This window comes from Mycobacterium sp. IDUB_1, from assembly GCF_055419625.1.
Map to the genome: position 1 here is coordinate 154,897 of NZ_JBVAYA010000004.1, position 18,458 is coordinate 173,354.

General features: G+C 68.3%; 21 protein-coding genes. 14 read left to right on the plus strand and 7 right to left on the minus strand.

The genetic code is table 11. From position 1 onward, the window contains the following. Positions 1-23: 23 nt before the first annotated feature. The 4 genes from ACZYYX_RS21615 to ACZYYX_RS21630 all read left to right on the plus strand — a co-directional run bounded on the left by ACZYYX_RS21615 (position 24) and on the right by ACZYYX_RS21630 (position 1,585). Complete coding sequence (locus ACZYYX_RS21615) at positions 24-269, plus strand: hypothetical protein (RefSeq protein WP_463816680.1); 246 nt, start codon at positions 24-26, stop codon at positions 267-269. A gap of 48 nt (positions 270-317) precedes the next feature. Next, positions 318-611: a hypothetical protein gene (locus tag ACZYYX_RS21620; RefSeq protein WP_463817170.1), complete on the plus strand. Its 294-nt coding sequence runs from the start codon at positions 318-320 to the stop codon at positions 609-611. A 104-nt stretch (positions 612-715) separates the two neighbouring features. Next, positions 716-916, plus strand: coding sequence for a three-helix bundle dimerization domain-containing protein (locus tag ACZYYX_RS21625; protein WP_463816681.1), 201 nt, complete (start codon positions 716-718; stop codon positions 914-916). Positions 917-1,159: 243 nt separating this feature from the next. Then, entirely contained in the window at positions 1,160-1,585 is a 426-nt protein-coding gene (locus ACZYYX_RS21630; protein WP_463816682.1) for a hypothetical protein, read from the plus strand. Here ACZYYX_RS21630 and ACZYYX_RS21635 read toward each other — a convergent pair. Further along, positions 1,578-1,940, minus strand: coding sequence for a helix-turn-helix transcriptional regulator (locus ACZYYX_RS21635; protein WP_335331548.1), 363 nt, complete (start codon positions 1,938-1,940; stop codon positions 1,578-1,580). The two genes, ACZYYX_RS21630 and ACZYYX_RS21635, sit on opposite strands and share 8 nt — an antisense overlap. A gap of 76 nt (positions 1,941-2,016) precedes the next feature. Here ACZYYX_RS21635 and ACZYYX_RS21640 point away from each other — a divergent pair, with 76 nt between their 5' ends. From ACZYYX_RS21640 to ACZYYX_RS21655, 4 genes are all read left to right on the plus strand, one after another. After that, positions 2,017-2,502 carry an SRPBCC family protein gene (locus ACZYYX_RS21640; RefSeq protein ID WP_463816683.1) on the plus strand — a complete coding sequence of 162 codons (486 nt, stop codon included), beginning with the start codon at positions 2,017-2,019 and terminating at the stop codon, positions 2,500-2,502. Positions 2,503-2,533: 31 nt separating this feature from the next. Beyond that, positions 2,534-3,253, plus strand: a complete 720-nt coding sequence (locus ACZYYX_RS21645; protein ID WP_463816684.1) for a Clp protease N-terminal domain-containing protein — start codon at positions 2,534-2,536, stop codon at positions 3,251-3,253. Positions 3,254-3,321: 68 nt separating this feature from the next. Next, on the plus strand, positions 3,322-3,819 hold the full coding sequence (locus tag ACZYYX_RS21650; protein WP_463816685.1) for a hypothetical protein: 498 nt from the start codon (positions 3,322-3,324) through the stop codon (positions 3,817-3,819). Then, positions 3,804-4,340, plus strand: coding sequence for a GNAT family N-acetyltransferase (locus ACZYYX_RS21655; protein WP_463816686.1), 537 nt, complete (start codon positions 3,804-3,806; stop codon positions 4,338-4,340). Before ACZYYX_RS21650 ends, ACZYYX_RS21655 begins: the two co-directional genes overlap by 16 nt. On the opposite strand, the gene zapE is transcribed toward ACZYYX_RS21655, so the two are convergent. Then, positions 4,316-5,377 (minus strand): cell division protein ZapE, encoded by a 1,062-nt coding sequence (zapE, locus tag ACZYYX_RS21660; RefSeq protein ID WP_463816687.1) that lies wholly within the window; start codon positions 5,375-5,377, stop codon positions 4,316-4,318. The genes ACZYYX_RS21655 and zapE overlap by 25 nt on opposite strands. Before the next feature lie 46 nt (positions 5,378-5,423). Between zapE and ACZYYX_RS21665 the strand changes: the two genes are divergently transcribed. Genes ACZYYX_RS21665 through msrB form a run of 4 tightly spaced genes read left to right on the plus strand, consistent with a single transcriptional unit; the run spans position 5,424 to position 9,486 of the window. Further along, the gene (locus ACZYYX_RS21665; protein ID WP_463816688.1) at positions 5,424-6,197 is read left to right on the plus strand and encodes a pyrimidine reductase family protein; all 774 of its coding nucleotides are present in this window, start codon (positions 5,424-5,426) and stop codon (positions 6,195-6,197) included. A 23-nt stretch (positions 6,198-6,220) separates the two neighbouring features. Then, positions 6,221-7,771, plus strand: a complete 1,551-nt coding sequence (locus ACZYYX_RS21670) for an alpha/beta fold hydrolase (protein WP_463817172.1) — start codon at positions 6,221-6,223, stop codon at positions 7,769-7,771. Positions 7,772-7,808: 37 nt separating this feature from the next. Continuing rightward, complete coding sequence (gene aftC / locus ACZYYX_RS21675; protein WP_463816689.1) at positions 7,809-9,065, plus strand: arabinofuranan 3-O-arabinosyltransferase; 1,257 nt, start codon at positions 7,809-7,811, stop codon at positions 9,063-9,065. A 10-nt stretch (positions 9,066-9,075) separates the two neighbouring features. After that, positions 9,076-9,486 carry a peptide-methionine (R)-S-oxide reductase MsrB gene (msrB, locus tag ACZYYX_RS21680; protein WP_463816690.1) on the plus strand — a complete coding sequence of 137 codons (411 nt, stop codon included), beginning with the start codon at positions 9,076-9,078 and terminating at the stop codon, positions 9,484-9,486. On the opposite strand, the gene ACZYYX_RS21685 is transcribed toward msrB, so the two are convergent. The 4 genes from ACZYYX_RS21685 to hemE form a co-directional block, all read right to left on the minus strand. Next, positions 9,480-11,246 (minus strand): EAL domain-containing protein, encoded by a 1,767-nt coding sequence (locus ACZYYX_RS21685; RefSeq protein WP_463816691.1) that lies wholly within the window; start codon positions 11,244-11,246, stop codon positions 9,480-9,482. The genes msrB and ACZYYX_RS21685 overlap by 7 nt on opposite strands. 184 nt (positions 11,247-11,430) lie before the next feature. Then, positions 11,431-12,135, minus strand: a complete 705-nt coding sequence (hemQ, locus tag ACZYYX_RS21690) for a hydrogen peroxide-dependent heme synthase (protein ID WP_463816692.1) — start codon at positions 12,133-12,135, stop codon at positions 11,431-11,433. Between the two features lie 22 nt (positions 12,136-12,157). Beyond that, the gene (locus tag ACZYYX_RS21695) at positions 12,158-13,498 is read right to left on the minus strand and encodes a protoporphyrinogen oxidase (RefSeq protein WP_463816693.1); all 1,341 of its coding nucleotides are present in this window, start codon (positions 13,496-13,498) and stop codon (positions 12,158-12,160) included. Then, positions 13,495-14,559, minus strand: coding sequence for a uroporphyrinogen decarboxylase (gene hemE / locus ACZYYX_RS21700; RefSeq protein ID WP_463817173.1), 1,065 nt, complete (start codon positions 14,557-14,559; stop codon positions 13,495-13,497). Before hemE ends, ACZYYX_RS21695 begins: the two co-directional genes overlap by 4 nt. 130 nt (positions 14,560-14,689) lie before the next feature. Between hemE and ACZYYX_RS21705 the strand changes: the two genes are divergently transcribed. Both ACZYYX_RS21705 and ACZYYX_RS21710 read left to right on the plus strand, forming a co-directional pair. Continuing rightward, the gene (locus ACZYYX_RS21705; protein ID WP_463817174.1) at positions 14,690-15,226 is read left to right on the plus strand and encodes a DUF3000 domain-containing protein; all 537 of its coding nucleotides are present in this window, start codon (positions 14,690-14,692) and stop codon (positions 15,224-15,226) included. A gap of 4 nt (positions 15,227-15,230) precedes the next feature. Then, the gene (locus tag ACZYYX_RS21710) at positions 15,231-16,514 is read left to right on the plus strand and encodes an HRDC domain-containing protein (protein WP_463816694.1); all 1,284 of its coding nucleotides are present in this window, start codon (positions 15,231-15,233) and stop codon (positions 16,512-16,514) included. 13 nt (positions 16,515-16,527) lie between these two features. On the opposite strand, the gene dxs is transcribed toward ACZYYX_RS21710, so the two are convergent. Further along, positions 16,528-18,441, minus strand: a complete 1,914-nt coding sequence (dxs, locus tag ACZYYX_RS21715) for a 1-deoxy-D-xylulose-5-phosphate synthase (RefSeq protein WP_463816695.1) — start codon at positions 18,439-18,441, stop codon at positions 16,528-16,530. Positions 18,442-18,458 lie beyond the last annotated feature (17 nt).

Genomic DNA, 18,458 nt, shown 5'->3' on the forward strand with positions numbered 1-18,458 from the left:
ACACCATCGACCAGGAGAACGACATGCCGAACCGACTCATCGCCGCGACTGCCGGACTGCTCACCGGAGCAGCCATGCTCACCGCCTCCTTGAGCGGTGCCGCCATCTCACAAGCGTCCAGCGGCGTCGACCAGCAGGGCACCTACCCCAAGCCCGCCAGCTACGACGGAATCCAAGGCGGCGTAGCGCTGTGCAGCCAGCACGGCATCAAGATGCCGTGTGGGCCGAACTTCACGCCGGGCATCACGAAGTCCAACAACGAGGGCTGATGCCCCTTCTGCAGACCCATTGATCGAACATATGATCGAACGGTGGGTCTGCAACAGATCGGCCACGGCGGGCAGCCCCTGCGGACGGTGTTCCGCCGGGTGCACCCGCCTGTCGCCGTTTTGGTCGACCTCGTCGCGATGTTCCCGCGCGAACCCCACAGCGCCGGCCGCTACCACCCCCACGGACTCCAGATGGACACCATCGTCGAGGGTCGACTCTCCTGCTGGGGCCTCGGCGAACAAGGCGGCTGGTGGGGGCTGGTCACCTACTCCGTCAGCTTCGGCGGAGACAAGCAGACCGTGACCCACTGGGTGCCCGCCTGGGTGCTCAAGATGAAGTAGCCCTTTGATGTTCGCCACACATCCGCCCCGTTGTCCCAGCACAGCCATCTGAGAATGCCGTCGATCGATTGACGGTGGGCTATCCGCAGGACGAAGCTGAGTCGGTGATCGAGTTGAGTGAGCAGCAGATCATCGACCAGGTGGCCCAGCGTCTGGCCGATACCCACGCGTCGGTGGCACCAGACCGTGTGGCCGCGGTGGTGCACGAGGAGTACGCGCGGTTCACCGGTCGCCCCATCCGCGACTTCATCCCGCTGTTCGTCGAACGCAATGCCAAGGCAGAACTGAGCCGTCTCGGCTCCTGACACCCTGATCGTTATCGATTTTGCAGCAGAGATCTACCTTGCTATTAGGTCGCTCTCAGGTTCGGCTTTTACCGTCGTTCTCATCACGTTCTGACAAGACAACCCCGATACGCTCGGCCCGCCACCAACCCCCCTCAGGTGGCGGGCCGAGATCGTGTCCGGGCAGTCGAAACCCTCCGTCGCAGAGGCGCAACCGGATAGTGTTGGCGCTCCAGCAACCAACGGGCGACCAAAGGGTGGGACATGATTCGCGAGATGGCGGCTTCGACGCTGATCGGCCTGGCCACATTGGGCGCGGCACCCGTGGCCGCCGCCGACCCGGGTCCCATCTATTTCGACGAGCCGGGGCATTACGCCAACGACGTTCCCGGCATGCTCTACGACGCGCATCTGACGGCGCCCTGCACCAACATGGAACGCTTCACGTTCGGACGCGGACGCGGTGGCGAGGCAATGCAGTGCCGCTGGATCCCCAACCAGTGGCCGCCGGTGTACACCGGTTTCTGGCAGATCACCTACGACCTCAAGGGTGTGCAGGACATCGGGTCGCCGTGCCCCAATTCACAATCGGCCGCACAGGCCCCCGACGGGCGCCCGCTGGTGTGCATGGGCGCCCAGGGCTGGCAGGCCGGCATCTACAACCGCGCAGGCTTCACGCCGATCAACTAGCGGAACTGCGCAGCGTGCGGCTGGGCTCGGTACCGAAGATCTCCTTGTACGCGCTGCTGAACCGGCCGGGATGGGTGAACCCGCAGCGGCCGGCGATCGAGGTGACCGTGTCGCGGGCCGGGTCCGCCGATTTCAACTCGCGGTGAGCCCGCTCCAGACGAATCCGACGCAGGTATTCCAGCGGCGTCGTGCCCACATGCTCGCGAAACGCGTACTGGATCGCTCGCGGTGTCACATCGGCTGCCGCAGAGATGTCGCGGATCGTGATGTCGTACTGCGCGTTGTCGTGGATGAAGTCCAGGGCGCGGCGCAGCATCCGTGGGTGCTGTGTCTTGATCTTCTCGTCAGGGCGCATCTTCGGACGGGTTCCCGGACTTCCGCCAGAACGAAACTTCCGAGTGATTCACACCACTGCATGCCACGATCGACCCATGACTGACCGCATCGAAGTGTCCCGAACCATCGCCGCAGCTCCCGATGCTGTCTTCGCCGTGCTGTGCGACCCGCAAGGCCACGTCGCGATCGACGCCACCGGAATGCTGCAGGACGCCGACGGCGACCCGGTGCGCGCCGTCGGCGACACCTTCGTCGTGCACATGGACCGTGAGGCCCTCAACGACTTCCCCATGGGCCGCTACGACGTCACCGTCGAGATCGCGCAGTTCGAGCAGGACCGGCTGATCGCCTGGACCATCCTCGGACAGATCCGCCCCCAGATCGGCCACGTCTACGGCTATCGCCTCGAGCCGAACGGCGAGGACACGCTGGTCACCTCGTTCTACGACTGGTCGGCTATCGACCAGCAGTGGCGCGAGGCCGGGATCTTTCCGGTGGTGTCCGAGCTGGCGCTGCGGGGCACGTTGGGCATCCTCGATCGGACGGTCCGACGCGGATACCCCCGGTCAACTCAGGGTTGACGTCAGCCAAACGTCAACCTACGGTTGACGCATGCCCGACGCTCGCATCAACCACCCCGTCCGCCTCGACGACCTCATCGAGGCGATCACCCACGTCCACGACCAACCGCTTGACCAGCTGACCGACGCAGTGCTGGCCGCCGAAGCACTCGGTGAGGTCGCCGACCATCTGATCGGCCACTTCGTCGACCAGGCACGCCGGTCGGGCGCCTCGTGGACCGACATCGGCAAATGCATGGGCGTCACCAAGCAGGCCGCCCAGAAGCGCTTCGTTCCCAAGACCCCGACCGACGCCGCAGCGATGGACCCGAACGCCGGCTTCCAGCGCTTCACCCCACGCGCCCGCGCTGTCATCGTCGAAGCGCAGAACCGCGCCCACGCTGCCCGCAACGCCGAGATCGGTCCCGCGCACCTCGTGCTCGGCCTCGCCGCCGATCCGACCGGGCTCGCGGCCCGTCTGCTCGCCGACCAGGGCATCGACGCCCCGGCCATCACGAACGCGATCACCCTGCCCGAACCCGTCGACGCGGTACCGGCACTGATCCCCTTCGACGCTCGCGCCAAGAAGGCCCTCGAGTTGACGTTCCGGCAGGCACTGCGCCTCGGCCACAACTACATCGGCACCGAACACCTGCTGCTCGCGCTCTACGACGACGAGAGCGACGACGGCGTGCTGCACCGACTCGGCATCGACGTCGAGCGGTTCGAACGCGACCTGCGCGCGGCCCTGGAGGCCTTCACCGAGCCGTGAGCGGCGTATCCCGCCGACGGCCTGTGCCGGTGTGCGATCATGCCAGGACGTCTACGAGGGGATCGGACATGCGACGCTGGCTCGTCATCGTGCTCGCCGCCACCATGGGCATGCTGGGAGGCGTCCTCGCGCCCCCCGCCGGTGCCGCGGTGATCCCGATCGGACGGCTGGGCGACACGCTGCGTGTCGAGTTCGAAGGCCTCGTCGCCGACGTCGCGGTTCTCGGCGTCAACCCCTCACCGGTGCCGCCCGGCTTCGGCTATCCGCCGCGGGCCCCGCGGTACCAGGTGTACCGGGCCGATGTCACGATCACCCCGGTGAAGCTGCCCACCCCCTATGCGATGGGCATCACCTACGCGTTTCGCGGCGTGACCCCGACCGGCGACGCATACGAGCCCCGCAACAGCGACGCCCCCGACGCGCTGCAGTACGGCATGCAGAACGCGCAGGTCGGTCGCACGTTCACCGGTGGCGTGTGGTGGGACTGCTACCGGGACCTGGTGTCCAACGTCGTGCTGATCGACCGCATCACCGGCATCCGCCTGGCTCAGTGGAACGTCGCCTGAGCCTGCACATCGTCGCGGCCGACCCCGCCCGACTCGACGAACTCGTCGACGTCGCGGCACGCACCTTTCCGCTGGCCTGTCCCCCGTCGTGCACCGCAGACGACGTGGCCGCCTTCATCACCGAGAACCTCACCCCCGATCGCTTCGCCGCCTACCTGAGCGACCCCAACCGGACGGTGCTCACCGCCATCGAGGACGACCGGATTGTCGGTTACGCCATGCTGATCGGCGGCGTTCCCGACGATCCCGACGTCGTCGCCGCGGTGACCGCGCGCCCGACGATCGAACTGTCGAAGATGTACGTGCTGCCCGACGCGCACGGGGCCGGCGCCTCTGCAGCCCTGATGTCGGCCGCGCTGCACCACGCCGGCACAGCAGCCTCGGTGTGGCTCGGCGTCAATCAGAAAAACGTTCGCGCACAACGCTTTTACCGCAAGAACGGCTTCGAGGTCACCGGCACCAAGTCGTTCCGGCTGGGTGATCACATCGAAGCGGACTACGTGATGGTGCGCCCCGTCTGACCGGCGGCGGTCAGCGCCAGCAGTCGCGACGTCGCCCGCAGGTACTTCTTGCGGAAGCCGCCGGCCAGCATCTCTTCACTGAAGACGGTGTCGAGCTTGGCGCCGGACGCGACCACCGGGACACCGGCGTCGTAGAGCCGATCGGTCAGCGACACCAACCGCAGCGCGACGTTCTGGTCGTCGAGCGGATGCACACCCGTCAGGAACACCTCGGTGACGCCTTCGATCAGCGTCAGGTACCGCGACGGATGCATCGTCGCCAGATGTGCGCACAGCGCGTCGAAGTCGTCGAGCGTCGCGCCCGGCACCTCCGCGGCACGCTCGGTGACCTCGGCGTCGCTGAGCGGCTCGGGTGCGGGAGGCAGATCACGGTGCCGGTAGTCGGGGCCCTCGATACGCACTGTCGTGAACATCGCTGCGAGCGTGTTGATCTCGCGCAGGAAGTCCTGTGCGGCGAACCGGCCCTCGCCGAGCTGCTCGGGCAGCGTGTTCGACGTCGCCGCCACCGACACCCCCTTCTCGACCAGCGCGGAGAGCAGCCGGGAGATCAGCGTGGTGTTGCCGGGGTCGTCGAGCTCGAACTCGTCGATGCACAGCAGCGTGTAGTCGGCGAGTAACTCGATGCACTCGACGAATCCGAACACGCCCGCCAACTGAGTCAGCTCGCCGAAGGTCGCGAACGCCTTCTGCCCCTCGACCGCGTAATAGGACGAGGCGAGCAGATGGGTCTTGCCGACACCGAAGCCCCCGTCGAGATACACACCGACGCCGGGCAGCACCTCTCGCTTACCGAACAGCTTCTTCTTGCCTGCGCGACGCTGCACCGCCTGCTCGCAGAACTGGCGGCACGTCTGCACCGCGGACGCCTGCGTGGGCTCGCCGGGATCGGGCCGGTAGGTGTCGAAGCTGACGTCGGCGAATGTCGGCGGCGGAACCAGCTGGGCGACCAACCTCTCCGGGGTGACGCTGGGATGGCGGTCGGTCAGGTGCGAGACCTCACCGGAGTCGAGGCTGGACGTGGGGCTGGACCCGTGCATGCAGGCACCCTATCGGCGTGCTGAGATTCTGCGTATGGGCACCTGTATGGGCAATGACGCGGACGGGACACAGTTCACAGTGCTCGGCTCGGTAGACGCGATCGACCGCGCCGAGCTGATCACCCGGTACGCCTACCCCGGCGAGCGGTGGGTGCGGGCCAACATGATCGCCTCGGCCGACGGCGGAGCAACCAGCGCCGGCACGTCCGGGGGTCTCGGCGGCGCCGGAGACAAGGCCGTGTTCTCGGTGCTGCGCGAACTGGCCGACGTGATCCTCGTCGGCGCGGCGACGGTGCGTGCCGAGGACTACTCGGGGGTGTCCGTCACCGCCGAGCAGCGCGCGGCCCGCGAGGCCCGCGGTCAGGCCGCCGTCCCCCCGATCGCGATGCTCACCCGATCCGGCTCGGTCGACCCCGACGCGGCGATCTTCCAGCGCACCGAGGTGCCGCCGATCGTGTTCACCAGCGCGGCCGCCGCGCCCGAGACACAGCGCACGCTGGGCGATCTGGCCGAGGTGATCGACGTGTCCGGATCGGACCCCGAGTCGCTGGAGTTGTCGCAAGCGGTGAGCGTGCTCGCCGACCGCGGCTTGGGGCGAGTGCTCGCCGAGGGCGGGCCCGGGATCCTCGGCAGGCTGATCGCCGCCGACCTGCTCGACGAGTTGTGTCTGACCGTCGCGCCGGTGCTCGTCGGCGGAGCGGCCGGACGCATCGTCACCGGAGACGGCGACGAGCAGACCCCCCTGCGCCTGCTGCAGGTACTCACTGACGACGCCGGATACCTGTTCCTGCGCTACGCCCGCGCCGCCGAGGATCGGTGAGCGCCATCAGTACTGTGGTCGGCATGCGTCGATCGGTGCCGGCAGTGCTTGCGGTGACGGTGTCGTTGCTGACCGCGTGCTCCCCCGGGCTGGCCGCCAACCCGCGCTACGCCACCGATTCTGGGGCGACTCCGCAAGGTGCGGTGACGACCAGCGAGAAGCCGGCGGGGCCGCCTGCTATCGAAGTGCCGAAGAACGAGCTCTCGTGGCGTGACTGCACGTCGCGGGTGTTCAGCGAGGCCGCGGTCCAACCTCCCCCGGGAGTCACGCTGGACTGCGCCAGCTACGACGCCGACCTGGACCCGATCGCCGGGGCCACCGGGTCGGTCAGCATCGGCGTGGTGCGCGCCAAGTCAGCCCAGACTCCCGCCGACGCGGGTCCGCTGGTGATGACGACCGGCTCCGATCTGCCGTCCTCGGTGCAACTCCCGGCCTGGCTGGCGGGCGCAGGCACCGACGTGCTGGCCAAGCATCCCGTCGTCGCAGTCGATCGTCGCGGCATCGGCATGTCGGGCGCGCTGGACTGCCGCGACGTGTTCGACCGCCAGGAGATGTTCGAGCAGACCCAGTTCCAGTCGGGCGACGACCCGGTCGCCAACCTCGGCACGATCACGATGACCGCGACCACGAGCTGCACCGACACCATCGCCCCCGGCGACTCGGCCTACGACAACGCCCATGCCGCTGAGGACCTCGAGCGCCTGCGCACCACGTGGGACGTGCCAGCGCTGGCGCTCCTCGGCGTCGGGAACGGCGCGCAGGTGGCACTGGCCTACGCCGGTTCGCACCCCAACAAGGTCGCCCGCCTGGTGTTGGATTCGCCGCTGCCGCTGGGCATCTCGGCCGAGGCAGCGACAGAGCAGCGCGTCAAAGGTGAGCAGGCCGCGCTGGACGCATGGGCCACGCGGTGCGCGGCCAGCAACTGCCCGCTGCCCGATCCCAAGAACGCCGTCGACACGCTGCTGGCATCGGCCCGCGCCGGCAACGGACCCGGTGGGGCATCAGTGGCCGCGGTCGCCGACGCGATCGCCACGGCACTGGCGTTCCCCCAGGGCAATCGCGTGGACGCGGGCCGCGACCTCGCTCAGGCGATCGCCGACGCCAACGGCGGGGACACCAACGGGCTCAACAACCTGATCAACACCGCCGAGACGCTGCGCCAGACCGACGGGCAGTTCGTCAACTCCTGCAGCGACGCGTTGAACCGGCCCACCCCCGACCGGGTGCGCGAACTCGTCGTCGAATGGGGCAAGCGCTATCCGCAGTTCGGGACCGTCGGTGCGCTGGACATGGTGAAGTGCCTGAACTGGCCGAGTGGTACCGCGCCGAAGGAACCGCAGGGCCTGACCACGCCGACGCTGCTGCTGGGCGTGCAGAACGATCCCGTCGTCGGCAACGAGGGGGTCGCGGCCGTCGCCGCGACCGCGATCAACGCCGGTTCGACCAACAGGCGGGTGATCTGGCAGGGCATCGGTCACGGCGCGACCGTGTACTCGGCGTGCGCGCTGCCCCCGGTGCTCGGCTACCTCGACACCGGGACGCTGCCGGCCACCGACACGTACTGCCCGGCCTGACGCCACCCTCACCTGCCGCTACGGTACGGTGCCTGACGTGCGTGATCTTGTGGTGAAAGCGTTCAGGCCCCGCACCCCTGCACCCACCACCGCTGCCGTTCTGCGTTCGGTCCTCTGGCCGCTGGCGATCCTGTCGGTGATCCACCGCAGCTACGTGTTGGTGTTCAACCGCTACATCACCGACGACTTCGCCCCGGTGTACCGCGCCGTCATCAACTTCAAGTTCGGCTGGGACATCTACAACGAACACTTCGACTACGTCGACCCGCACTACCTGTATCCGCCGGGCGGCACGCTGATCATGGCGCCCTTCGGCTACCTGCCCGAAGTGGCGTCGCGGAACTGGTTCATCTTCTTCAACACCGTGGCCATCATCGCGGCCGGGTACCTTCTGCTGCGCCTGTTCGGCTACACGCTGAGCTCGGTCGCCGCGCCCGCTCTGCTGCTCGCGATGTTCTGCACCGAGTCCGTCACCAACACGCTGGTGTTCGGCAACATCAACGGTGTCATGCTGCTGCTCGAGGTGCTCTTCTTCCGCTGGCTGCTGGACGGCAATCGCAGCCACGAATGGTGGGCCGGGGTGAGCATCGGGCTGACGCTGGTGGTCAAACCACTGCTCGCGCCGGCGCTGCTGCTGCCGGTGCTCAACCGGCAGTGGCGGGTCCTGGTCACCGCGATCGCCGTACCGGTCGCGTTCAATCTCGCTGCCTGGCCGCTGATCTCGGACCCCATGAACTTCGTCACCCGCACGGTGCCGTACATCTTCTCCACCCGCGATTATTTCAACAGCTCGATTCTGGGTAACGGTCTCTATTTCGGGCTGCCGACGTGGCTGATCCTGACTCTGCGCGTCGTCTTCGCCGCACTCGGCGCAGCAGCGCTGTGGCTGTTGTACCGGTACTACCGCACCCGCGACCAGTTCTTCTGGATGCTGACCTCCTCGGGCGTCCTGCTCGTCACCTCGTGGCTGGTGCTCTCCCTCGGTCAGGGCTACTACTCGATCGCGCTGTTCCCGTTCCTGATGACCGTCGTGCTGCCGAACTCGGTACTGCGCAACTGGATCGCCTGGCTCGCTACCTACGGGTTCTTGACCATGGACCGCTGGCTGCTGTGGCAGCTTCCGTCGACCGGACGGGCGCTGGAGTACCTCAAGATCACCTACGGCTGGTCACTAATGGTGATCGTGGTGTTCTGCGTGCTGCTCTTCCGCTACCTGGATGCACGGCGCGACGGGAGGCTGGCCGACGGGATCGACCCGCCCTGGCTGCACCCCACCGCCCGGGCCGCTGAGTAGCCTGGTTCACATGACAGGCCCGAAGCTGCAGCTGACCGACGACCAGTGGCGCGAGCGGCTGAACCCTCAGGAGTTCGCCGTGCTGCGCCGTGCCGGCACCGAGCGTCCGTTCACCGGCGAATACACCGACACCAAGACCGAAGGTGTCTATCAGTGCCGCGCCTGCGGCGCAGAACTGTTCCGCAGCACCGAGAAGTTCGAATCCCATTGCGGCTGGCCGTCGTTCTTCGACCCGGCGGATTCCGACGCGGTGATCCTGCGCTCCGACGACTCGCTGGGCATGCACCGGGTCGAGGTGTTGTGCGCGAACTGCCACAGCCACCTCGGGCACGTCTTCGAAGGCGAGGGGTATCCGACCCCGACCGATCAGCGCTACTGCATCAACTCGGTCTCGCTGCGGCTGGTGCCCACCGATCAGTGATGCTCCGGCGTCAGCGTTCGTTCACGTCGCTGCGCCTCGAGCAGGGCCAACATCTCGGAACCCGGCATCGGCCGGCTGAAGTAGAAACCCTGCGCCACCCGGCAGCCGTACTGGCGTAACCGGTCGGCGATCTCGGCGCTCTCCACTCCCTCGGCCACCGGTGTGTGTCCGAGCGCGTGCGTCATCTCGATCACGGCGCGCACGATGGTCGCCGACGGTCCGTGCGTCAAGATCGGCGCGATGAACTCCCGGTCCAGCTTGACCTGGTCGACCGGAAAATCGCGCAGATACCACAGCGCCGAATATCCGCTGCCGAAGTCGTCGAGCGCGACCTGCACCCCCGCCGCGCGCAGCTTGTTCAGAGCCGTTCGTGTTCCCGGCATGTCGGCGAGCAGCCTGTCCTCGGTGATCTCGATGGTGAGCGCCTCCGGCGCAAGCCCGTGCCGCCGCAGCGCCTCGGAGATGCCAGCACTGATGGCTGGGTCGCTCACGACGGGTGCGAACACGTTCACCGCGACGGGAATCTCGAAGCCCTCGGCGTGCCAGATCGCCGCATCGGCGAGCGCCAGGTCGAGCACCGCCCTGGTCAGCGACGTCATCAGGTCGCACTTGTTCACCAACGGCAGGAACTGGTCGGGGTTGAGCAACCCCCGGCGGGGATGTGGCCAGCGGATGAGCGCCTCGGCGCCGATGATCTCCTCGGTGAATAGGTCGTACTGCGGCTGGTAGACCACGCGCAGTTCGCCGTGCTCGATGGCGTGTTCGAGCTCTACCAGGATCGGCGGCGGGCCGACGTCGCGACGGCCTGCGGCGATGTCGGCACGCAGCTTGCGGTTCTCCCCGAGGATCACGAACTGCCGGATCGTCACGGCGATCACGATGACGGCGACGGCCACGAACACCGGCCCCAACCCGGCGATCAGCACTGGCGTGCACAAAACCGCCGACAACAGCACCGGCACGTACGGCAGCCAGCCCGAGACCGCGGCCGGCTGCGCGCTGGGCACGTCGGAGCCCGTCCGCCGGGCGCGCAGCGCGGCGACCGCGATCAGGAGGAAACCCGTCGCCCAGCCGACCGACAGTTGATGCTGGTTGTCGTAGGTGCCCGTTGCGGTCAGATAGGCGAAAGCGACATCGGAGAACGCGACGCCGATCAAGCCCGCGGTCAGCAGCGCCATCTGCGCTTGCCGCATGCGAGGGGTCCGCATCAGCATCAGCCCCGCGATCGTCACCAACGCGATGTCGGTCACTGGGTACGACAGCGCCACGGCCACCGACAACACGTCGCTCTGCTGGGCGGTGTACACGGTCCGCAACCAGATGACCCAAGCGGCGCCGAAGATCGCGGCCGCGACGATGAGCCCGTCGATCACCACCCGCAGTTGCGTACCGGGCGGCGCCGCGGTCAGCAGGACGATCAGACACAACCCGGCACCCGCCAGGAACAACAGGTACCCGGCGTCGGCCCACGACGGAGTCGGAGCCTCGCCGAGAACGAGGTCGTAGTAGCTCCACACCACCTCGCCGGCGGCCCACCCCATCAGTCCGGCTGCCATGAACGCCCAGGCCGCACGATCAGGACCCCGCAGCGAGACTGCGGCCCATGCGGCACTGACCGCGGCGGTCAACGCGAAGACAGCCAAGCCGACATCGTCCACGGTGCGGATGAGGTCCGGGCCGCCCCACCCGGCCCACAACCACGCGCCGTAGGCGGCACCGACGATCAGCGCGACCGCCGCCACCCCCCTCGTTTTCGGCATGGACGGAATATAGCAATGGAATGCTGCGGGCAAAACCGATTCGCAGCAGTAAAGAGTCGTTTGCTAGGACGGCACTTTCCCGACAAATCGGGGTATAAAGACCCTACGACGTGGTTTTAGACGGATGTCAAGAATTTGCAAATGTCGAAAATACTTGACAGAAGTTTTCGTTGCCAGCAAAAACTCATGGCAAAGCGTTGATCAGCCGCTCGACCGAAACACGTGGCCCGGTGTAGAACGGGGTCTCCTCACGGACGTGGCGGCGAGCGTCGGTGGCGCGCAGATCACGCATCAGGTCGACGATGCGGTGGAGTTCCGGCGCTTCGAACGCGAGCAGCCACTCGTAATCACCCAGCGCGAAGGCCGGCACTGTGTTGGCGCGCACATCCTTGTAGCCACGCGCGGCCATGCCGTGCTCGGCCAGCATCCGTCGGCGCTCGTCGTCGGGCAACAGGTACCACTCCAAGGAGCGGACGAACGGATAGACGCAGATGTAGGCCCCGGGCTCCTCTCCCGCCAGGAACGCCGGAACGTGGCTTTTGTTGAACTCCGCGGGCCGGTGCAGCGCGACGTTGCTCCACACCGGAGTCGACGCCCGGCCCAATGTGGTGGTGCGGCGGAAGTCGGCGTAGGTGGCCTGCAGCGCCTCCACGGTCTCGGCGTGGGTCCACGTCATGAAGTCGGCATCGGCACGCATGCCGGCGACGTCGTAGATTCCGCGTACGACGACGCCCCTGTCCTCCTGGTGCTTCAGGAACGTCTCGGTCTCGTCGACGATCGCCGCCCGCGCGTCGTCACCGTCGGCGAGCACGCCGGGCTTGACGGCGTACACCGAGAACATCAGGTAGCGGACGGTGGAGTTGATCGCGTCGAAGTCGAGCTTGGCCATCGTTCTATCGTGCCATGGGCCCCTACCGCGTCAGGATGGCCGCCACCGCCCTGGTCGCGGCAGCGACGCAGGCCGGAACCCCGATGCCGTCGAGATAGGCCCCGGCCACGGCGAGTCCCTGTGGCACCCCACCGCGCAGCTCGGCGACCAGGTCGGCGTGGCGCGGGCCGTACTGAGGCATCGCGTCGAGCCAGCGCACCACCTTGCTGTCCTCCGGGGTCACGGTGATGCCGAACAACGTCGCCAGATCCTGCTCGGCCCACATCAGCAGGTCGTCGTCGCCTGCCCGCCGGGCCAGGTCGTCTCCGAACCGGCCGTAGGACAGCCGGACCATCTCGACGCTGCTACGCCGACCCCACTTGCGCGACGACAACGTCACCGCCTTGGTGTGCAGACGGCCACGGCCGGCGACCAGCACCCCGGACTGCTCCGGGAGCGGGGTGCCGCCGGGCAGGGCCAGCGCGACCACCGCGGCCGAGGCCACCTCGATGCGCCGGGCGGCCGCGACCGTGCGGGGAGCGAGATCGCCGAGCAGGGCCGGCAGCCGCGGCGCGGGAACCGCCAGCACCACCGCATCGGCGGGCCAGCGCGCACCCTCGTCGTCGATCACCTCCCAGCCGTGAGTCGCCGGAGCGACACTGCGAACGGCGACCTGCGCCCACGTGAGTCCAGAACGCCGCACCAGTTCGTCGATCAGCACGGCGTAACCGCCGTCGATCGCACCGAACACCGACCCCGGCGCAGGTGGCGGCAGCGCGGCGGTGACAGCCTCGGTCAGACTGCGCGCCCCGCGGTCGAGCGCCGCCGCCACCGTGGGGGCGGCCGCGCGCAACCCGATCGTCGCCGCCGACCCGGCGTACACACCGGCCAGCAGCGGGTCGATCGATCGCACCACGACCTGCTCGCCGAAGCGGTCGCCGACGAGGTCGGCCACCGTCGGGTCGGCGCCGGGGGTCCAGGACAGCGGGCGGCGGGGCTCGTCGAGCATCCAGCGGATCGTGGCGTCGTCGACCAGTCCGGTCAGCGAGGCAGGCCGCGTCGGGATGCCGTTGACGGTGTCCTGGGGTAGCGCATGCAGGCGGCCCTCGCTGTAGATCAGCGGACGCACCCCGGTCGTCGTCAGCTGCTTCCCCGACAGACCCAACTCCCCCAGCAGCGCGGGCACCTCCGGGCGGCGGGTGACGAACGCTTCGGCTCCGACGTCGATCGGCTGCCCGCCGATGCGTTCGGTGCGCAACACCCCACCGAGCCGGTCCGCCGGGTCCAGCACGGTGATGGACGCGTCCGGGCCGGCCGCCACCCGCAGTCGGTAGGCTGCCACTAAACCCGAAATGCCGCCGCCGACAACGCAATACGTTGTCACAGCTGGTGCACCAGGGCCACGGCCTTGGTGATGACGTCGGGGTCGGTGGCAGGCAGGACCCCGTGACCGAGGTTGAACACGTGTCCGACGGCGCCCGCGTCGATCGCGCGGCGCCCGTCCTCGACGACGGCCCGCACCGCGCGTTCGACCACCGGCATGCCGGCCAACAGCACCACCGGATCGAGGTTGCCCTGCAGTGCGACTCCCCGCTGCACCCGCGTCGCGGCATCGGCCAGCGACGTCCGCCAGTCCACCCCGACAACCGCGGGGACGTCGTGTCCGACGACGGCTTCCGACATGGCACCCAGCAATTCCGCCGTCCCGACGCCGAAATGCGTCATCGGCACGCCGTAGCCGGCCAGCGCAGCGAACACCCGGGCGCTATGGGGCAACACGTAGCTGCGGTAGTCGGCCAGCGACAGGGTGCCCGCCCAGGAGTCGAACACCTGGATCGCGTCGACGCCCGCCTCGATCTGGGTGCGCAGGAACGCGATCGTGACGTCGGTCAGGGACTCCATCAGCGCATGCCACGTGTCGGTCTCGCCGAGCATCATCGCCTTGGTGTGCTCGTGGTTGCGGCTCGGACCACCCTCCACGAGATAGGACGCCAGCGTGAACGGGGCTCCGGCGAACCCGATCAGCGGCACCTCCCCCAGTTCGCCGGTCAGCCGACTCACCGCTGCCGCCACCGGCGCCACCTGGTCGGGGTCCAGCTCAGTGATGGTGCCGACATCAGCTCGAGTGCGGATCGGATGATCGATGACCGGGCCCACATCGGGCACGATGTCCAACCCGATACCGGCCGCGCGCAGCGGGACGACGATGTCGGAGAACAGGATTGCCGCGTCAACGTCGTGGCGACGCACCGGCTGCAGCGTGATCTCGGTGATCAGGTCGGCGTCGAAGCAGGCCTGCATCATGGTGTTCTTGGCCCGAAGAGCCCGGTACTCGGGCAGCGACCGACCGGCCTGCCGCATCATCCACACCGGCGTGCGGTGGGGCTTGCGGCCGGCGACGGCAGCCAGGTAGGGCGATTCGGGCAGCTCGCGGCGCGTGTTCATCGATGCCCATGCTGCCATGCCTCCTCCGCCCCGAATCGGCGCGCCATGAGCACAGACCTGTGAAAATGGACTACCGTCGATCGGCGTGACCTCCGCCGAACCGGCTCAATTCCGTGAAGCGGTGGCGGCGATGAACGCCACCACCGTACGGCCGGAGATCGAGCTGGGCCCGATCCGGCCGCCGCAGCGCCTCGCCCCCTTCAGTTACGCACTGGGAGCCGAGGTCAAGCATGCCGAAGCCCCGATCGTCCCCGAGCGCTCCGACGGCGACGCGTTCGGGCGGCTGATCCTGCTGCACGACCCCGAGGGCGCCGACGCCTGGGACGGCACGATGCGGCTGGTCGCTTATATCCAGGCCGACCTCGATTCCACCGAGGCCGTCGATCCGCTGCTGCCCGAGGTGGCGTGGAGCTGGCTCGTCGACGCCCTGACCGAACGTGCGCAGCACCTCACCGCCCTCGGCGGCACCGTCACCGCCACCACCTCGGTGCGCTACGGCGACATCTCCGGACCACCGCGAGCCCATCAGCTGGAGCTGCGCGCGTCCTGGACCGCCACCGATCTGGAACTGGGGCCACACGTCGAGGCGTTCTGCGAAGTGCTCGAACACGCCGCAGGCCTGCCCCCCGCCGGGGTGACCGACCTGGGCTCGCGCACCCGCGCCTGATCCGATGACCGAACCCGACACCGGCGGTTCCCCGCCGGACGCCGAACACTCCGACGACGTCGACATCTCCGAGACACCCGCCACGCCGCTGCTGGCCCCGCGCGACGGAGTGCCGAACGTCGCGGTGAGCCGCAGCGAAATCGCCCGCGCCGCAGACTTTCTCGCATCCGGGTCGGGCGCGTTCGCCGTCGACGCCGAACGGGCGTCGGGATTCCGGTACTCCAACCGCGCCTACCTGGTGCAGATTCGGCGTGCCGGCGCGGGCACCGTGCTGATCGACCCCGTCAGCCACGGCGGCGACTCCGTCGAGGTGCTCGCCCCGGTGGCACAGGTGCTGTCGGAGGATCAGTGGATCCTGCACGCCGCCGACCAGGATCTGCCCTGCCTGGCCGAGATCGGCATGCGCCCGCCGTCGCTCTACGACACCGAGCTGGCCGGGCGGCTGGCCGACCTCGACCGCGTGAACCTCGCCTCGATGGTGCAGCAGCTGCTCGGCCTGGCCCTGACCAAGGGGCACGGCGCTGCGGACTGGTCGAAGCGGCCCCTTCCCGACGAATGGCTCAACTACGCGGCGCTCGATGTCGAGGTGCTGATCGAGTTGCGTGACGCGATCGACGCCGTGCTCATCGCCGAGGGCAAAGACGGTTGGGCCAGAGAAGAATTCGAGTACCTCCGGACGGCCGAGAGCACACCGACCCGGCGGGACCGCTGGCGGCGCACCTCCGGAATCCACAAGGTGCGCGACCCGCGGGCGCTGGCCGCCGTACGGGAGTTGTGGCTGACCCGCGACCAGATCGCCCGACGGAGAGACATCGCCCCGGGCCGAATCCTGCCCGACAGCGCAATCGTGAGCGCGGCGACCGCAGACCCGGACACGGTCGAGAAGCTCGTTGCTCTGCCGATTTTCGGCGGAGCCCGGCAACGGCGCAGCGCGAGCGTATGGCTCGACGCGTTGGCGCGGGCCCGCACGGCCGACCCGCCGTCGTCGCAGGAACCGTCCAGCGGTCCGCCGCCGGCATCACGGTGGGCCCGACGCAAGCCCGAGGCCGCCGCCCGGCTGGAGGCGGCGCGAGCCGCGATCAACGAACTGGCGCAACAGGTTTCCGTGCCGCCGGAGAATCTTCTGGCACCCGACATCGTGCGCCGGCTGTGCTGGGACTGGGTTGCCGTGGACGACACGACCGCCGCGGTGGAGGCGTTTCTCGACACCACGGCAGCGCGACGCTGGCAGCGCGAGCTGACGACACCCCTGCTCGCTGCAGCCTTGAAATCAGCTCCCAGCGACTAGCGACCGGCAGTGCTCAGTCGAGCTGCTGGCTGACTTCCTTCTCCGCGACACCGGTACCCAGTGCTGCGACCCAGCCGGTGATCTGCCGGGCGAGATTGCGCTCGGTCAGGCCGACCTCGGTGAGCACCTCACCGCGGGAGGCGTGCGCGAAGAACTCCTGCGGCAACGCGGCGTCCCGGCAGGGCACGTCGATCTCCGCGCGACGCAATGCCGTCGAGACCGCCGAACCGATACCGCCGTGCACCCCGTTGTCCTCGAGCGTGACGACCAGCTTGTGCTGCGCGGCGAGCGTGGTGAGCACCGCGGGCACCGGCAGCACCCACCGGGGATCGACGACGGTGACGCCGATGCCCTGGTTGCGCAGCCGCTCGGCCACTGCCAGCGCCATCGTCGCGAACGGTCCGATTGCGATGACCAGGACGTCGTCGGTGAGACCGTCGGCGGGCTTCGCCAGCACGTCCACCCCGTCGCGGCGTTCGACCGCTGTGATGTCTTGTCCGACATCGCCTTTCGGGAAACGAATAGCGGTGGGGCCGTCACTGATGTCGAGTGCTTCTGCCAGCTCTTCCCGCAGCCGGGCGCCGTCGCGCGGCGCCGCCACCTTCATGCCGGGGACCACGCCGAGGATCGACATGTCCCACATGCCGTTGTGGCTGGCCCCGTCGGGACCGGTGACTCCGGCGCGGTCCAGCACGATCGTCACCGGCAGCTTGTGCAGCGCGACGTCCATCATCACCTGGTCGAACGCCCGGTTCAGGAACGTCGAGTACACGGCGACCACCGGATGCATGCCGCCCATCGCCAAACCGGCAGCAGAGGTGATCGCGTGCTGCTCGGCGATGCCGACGTCGAAGAAACGGTCGGGGTACCGCTGTCGGAACGCGCTCAGACCCGTGGGGCCCGGCATCGCCGCGGTGATCGCGATGACATCGCGCCGCTTGCCGGCCAGCGAGATCAACGACTCGGAGAAGGTCGACGTCCACCCCGGCCCCGGGATCGTCGTCGCCAGCCCCGTCTCCGGGTCGATCACACCGCACGCGTGCATCTGGTCGTCTTCGTCGTTCTCGGCGGGCGCGTAGCCCATGCCCTTGCGGGTGACGACGTGCACCACCACCGGCGCGTTGTAGGCGCGGGCATGCCGCAGCGCGCTCTCGACAGCGTGTTCGTCGTGGCCGTCGATCGGGCCGACGTACTTGAGGCCCAGGTCGGTGAACATCACCTGTGGGGAGAGCGCGTCCTTGATGCCCGCCTTGATGCTGTGCATGCACTGGTAGCAGAACTCGCCGATCATCGGCACGCCCCGCACCGCCTTGCGGCCTTCCTCGAGCACGCGCTCGTAGCCCGGCTGCAGACGCAACCGCGCCAGATGCTCGGCGAATCCGCCGATCGTCGGCGCGTAGCTGCGGCCGTTGTCGTTGACGACGATCACCACGGGGCGCTTGGATGCCGCGATGTTGTTCATCGCCTCCCAGCACATGCCGCCGGTCAGGGCGCCGTCGCCGACGACGGCCACCACGTGGCGGTTGCGGTGCCCGCTGAGCTCGAAGGCCTTCGCCAGACCGTCGGCGTAGGACAGCGCCGAGGACGCATGGCTGGACTCGACCCAGTCGTGGACGCTCTCCTCGCGCGAGGGGTAGCCGGACAGGCCGTCCTTCTTGCGTAGCGTCTCGAAGTCCTGGCAGCGGCCCGTGAGCATCTTGTGCACGTAGGCCTGATGTCCCGTGTCGAACAGGATCGGATCATGGGGCGAGTCGAAGACGCGATGCAGCGCGAGTGTCAGCTCGACAACGCCGAGATTGGGTCCCAGGTGACCGCCGGTTGCCGCGACCTTGTGGATCAGGAAGTGGCGGATTTCCCCGGCCAGCGCATCCACCTGTGCCTGCGACAGGTGCTGCAGATCAGCGGGACCGCGGATCTGTTCAAGCATTGGGTCAGTCTACGCAC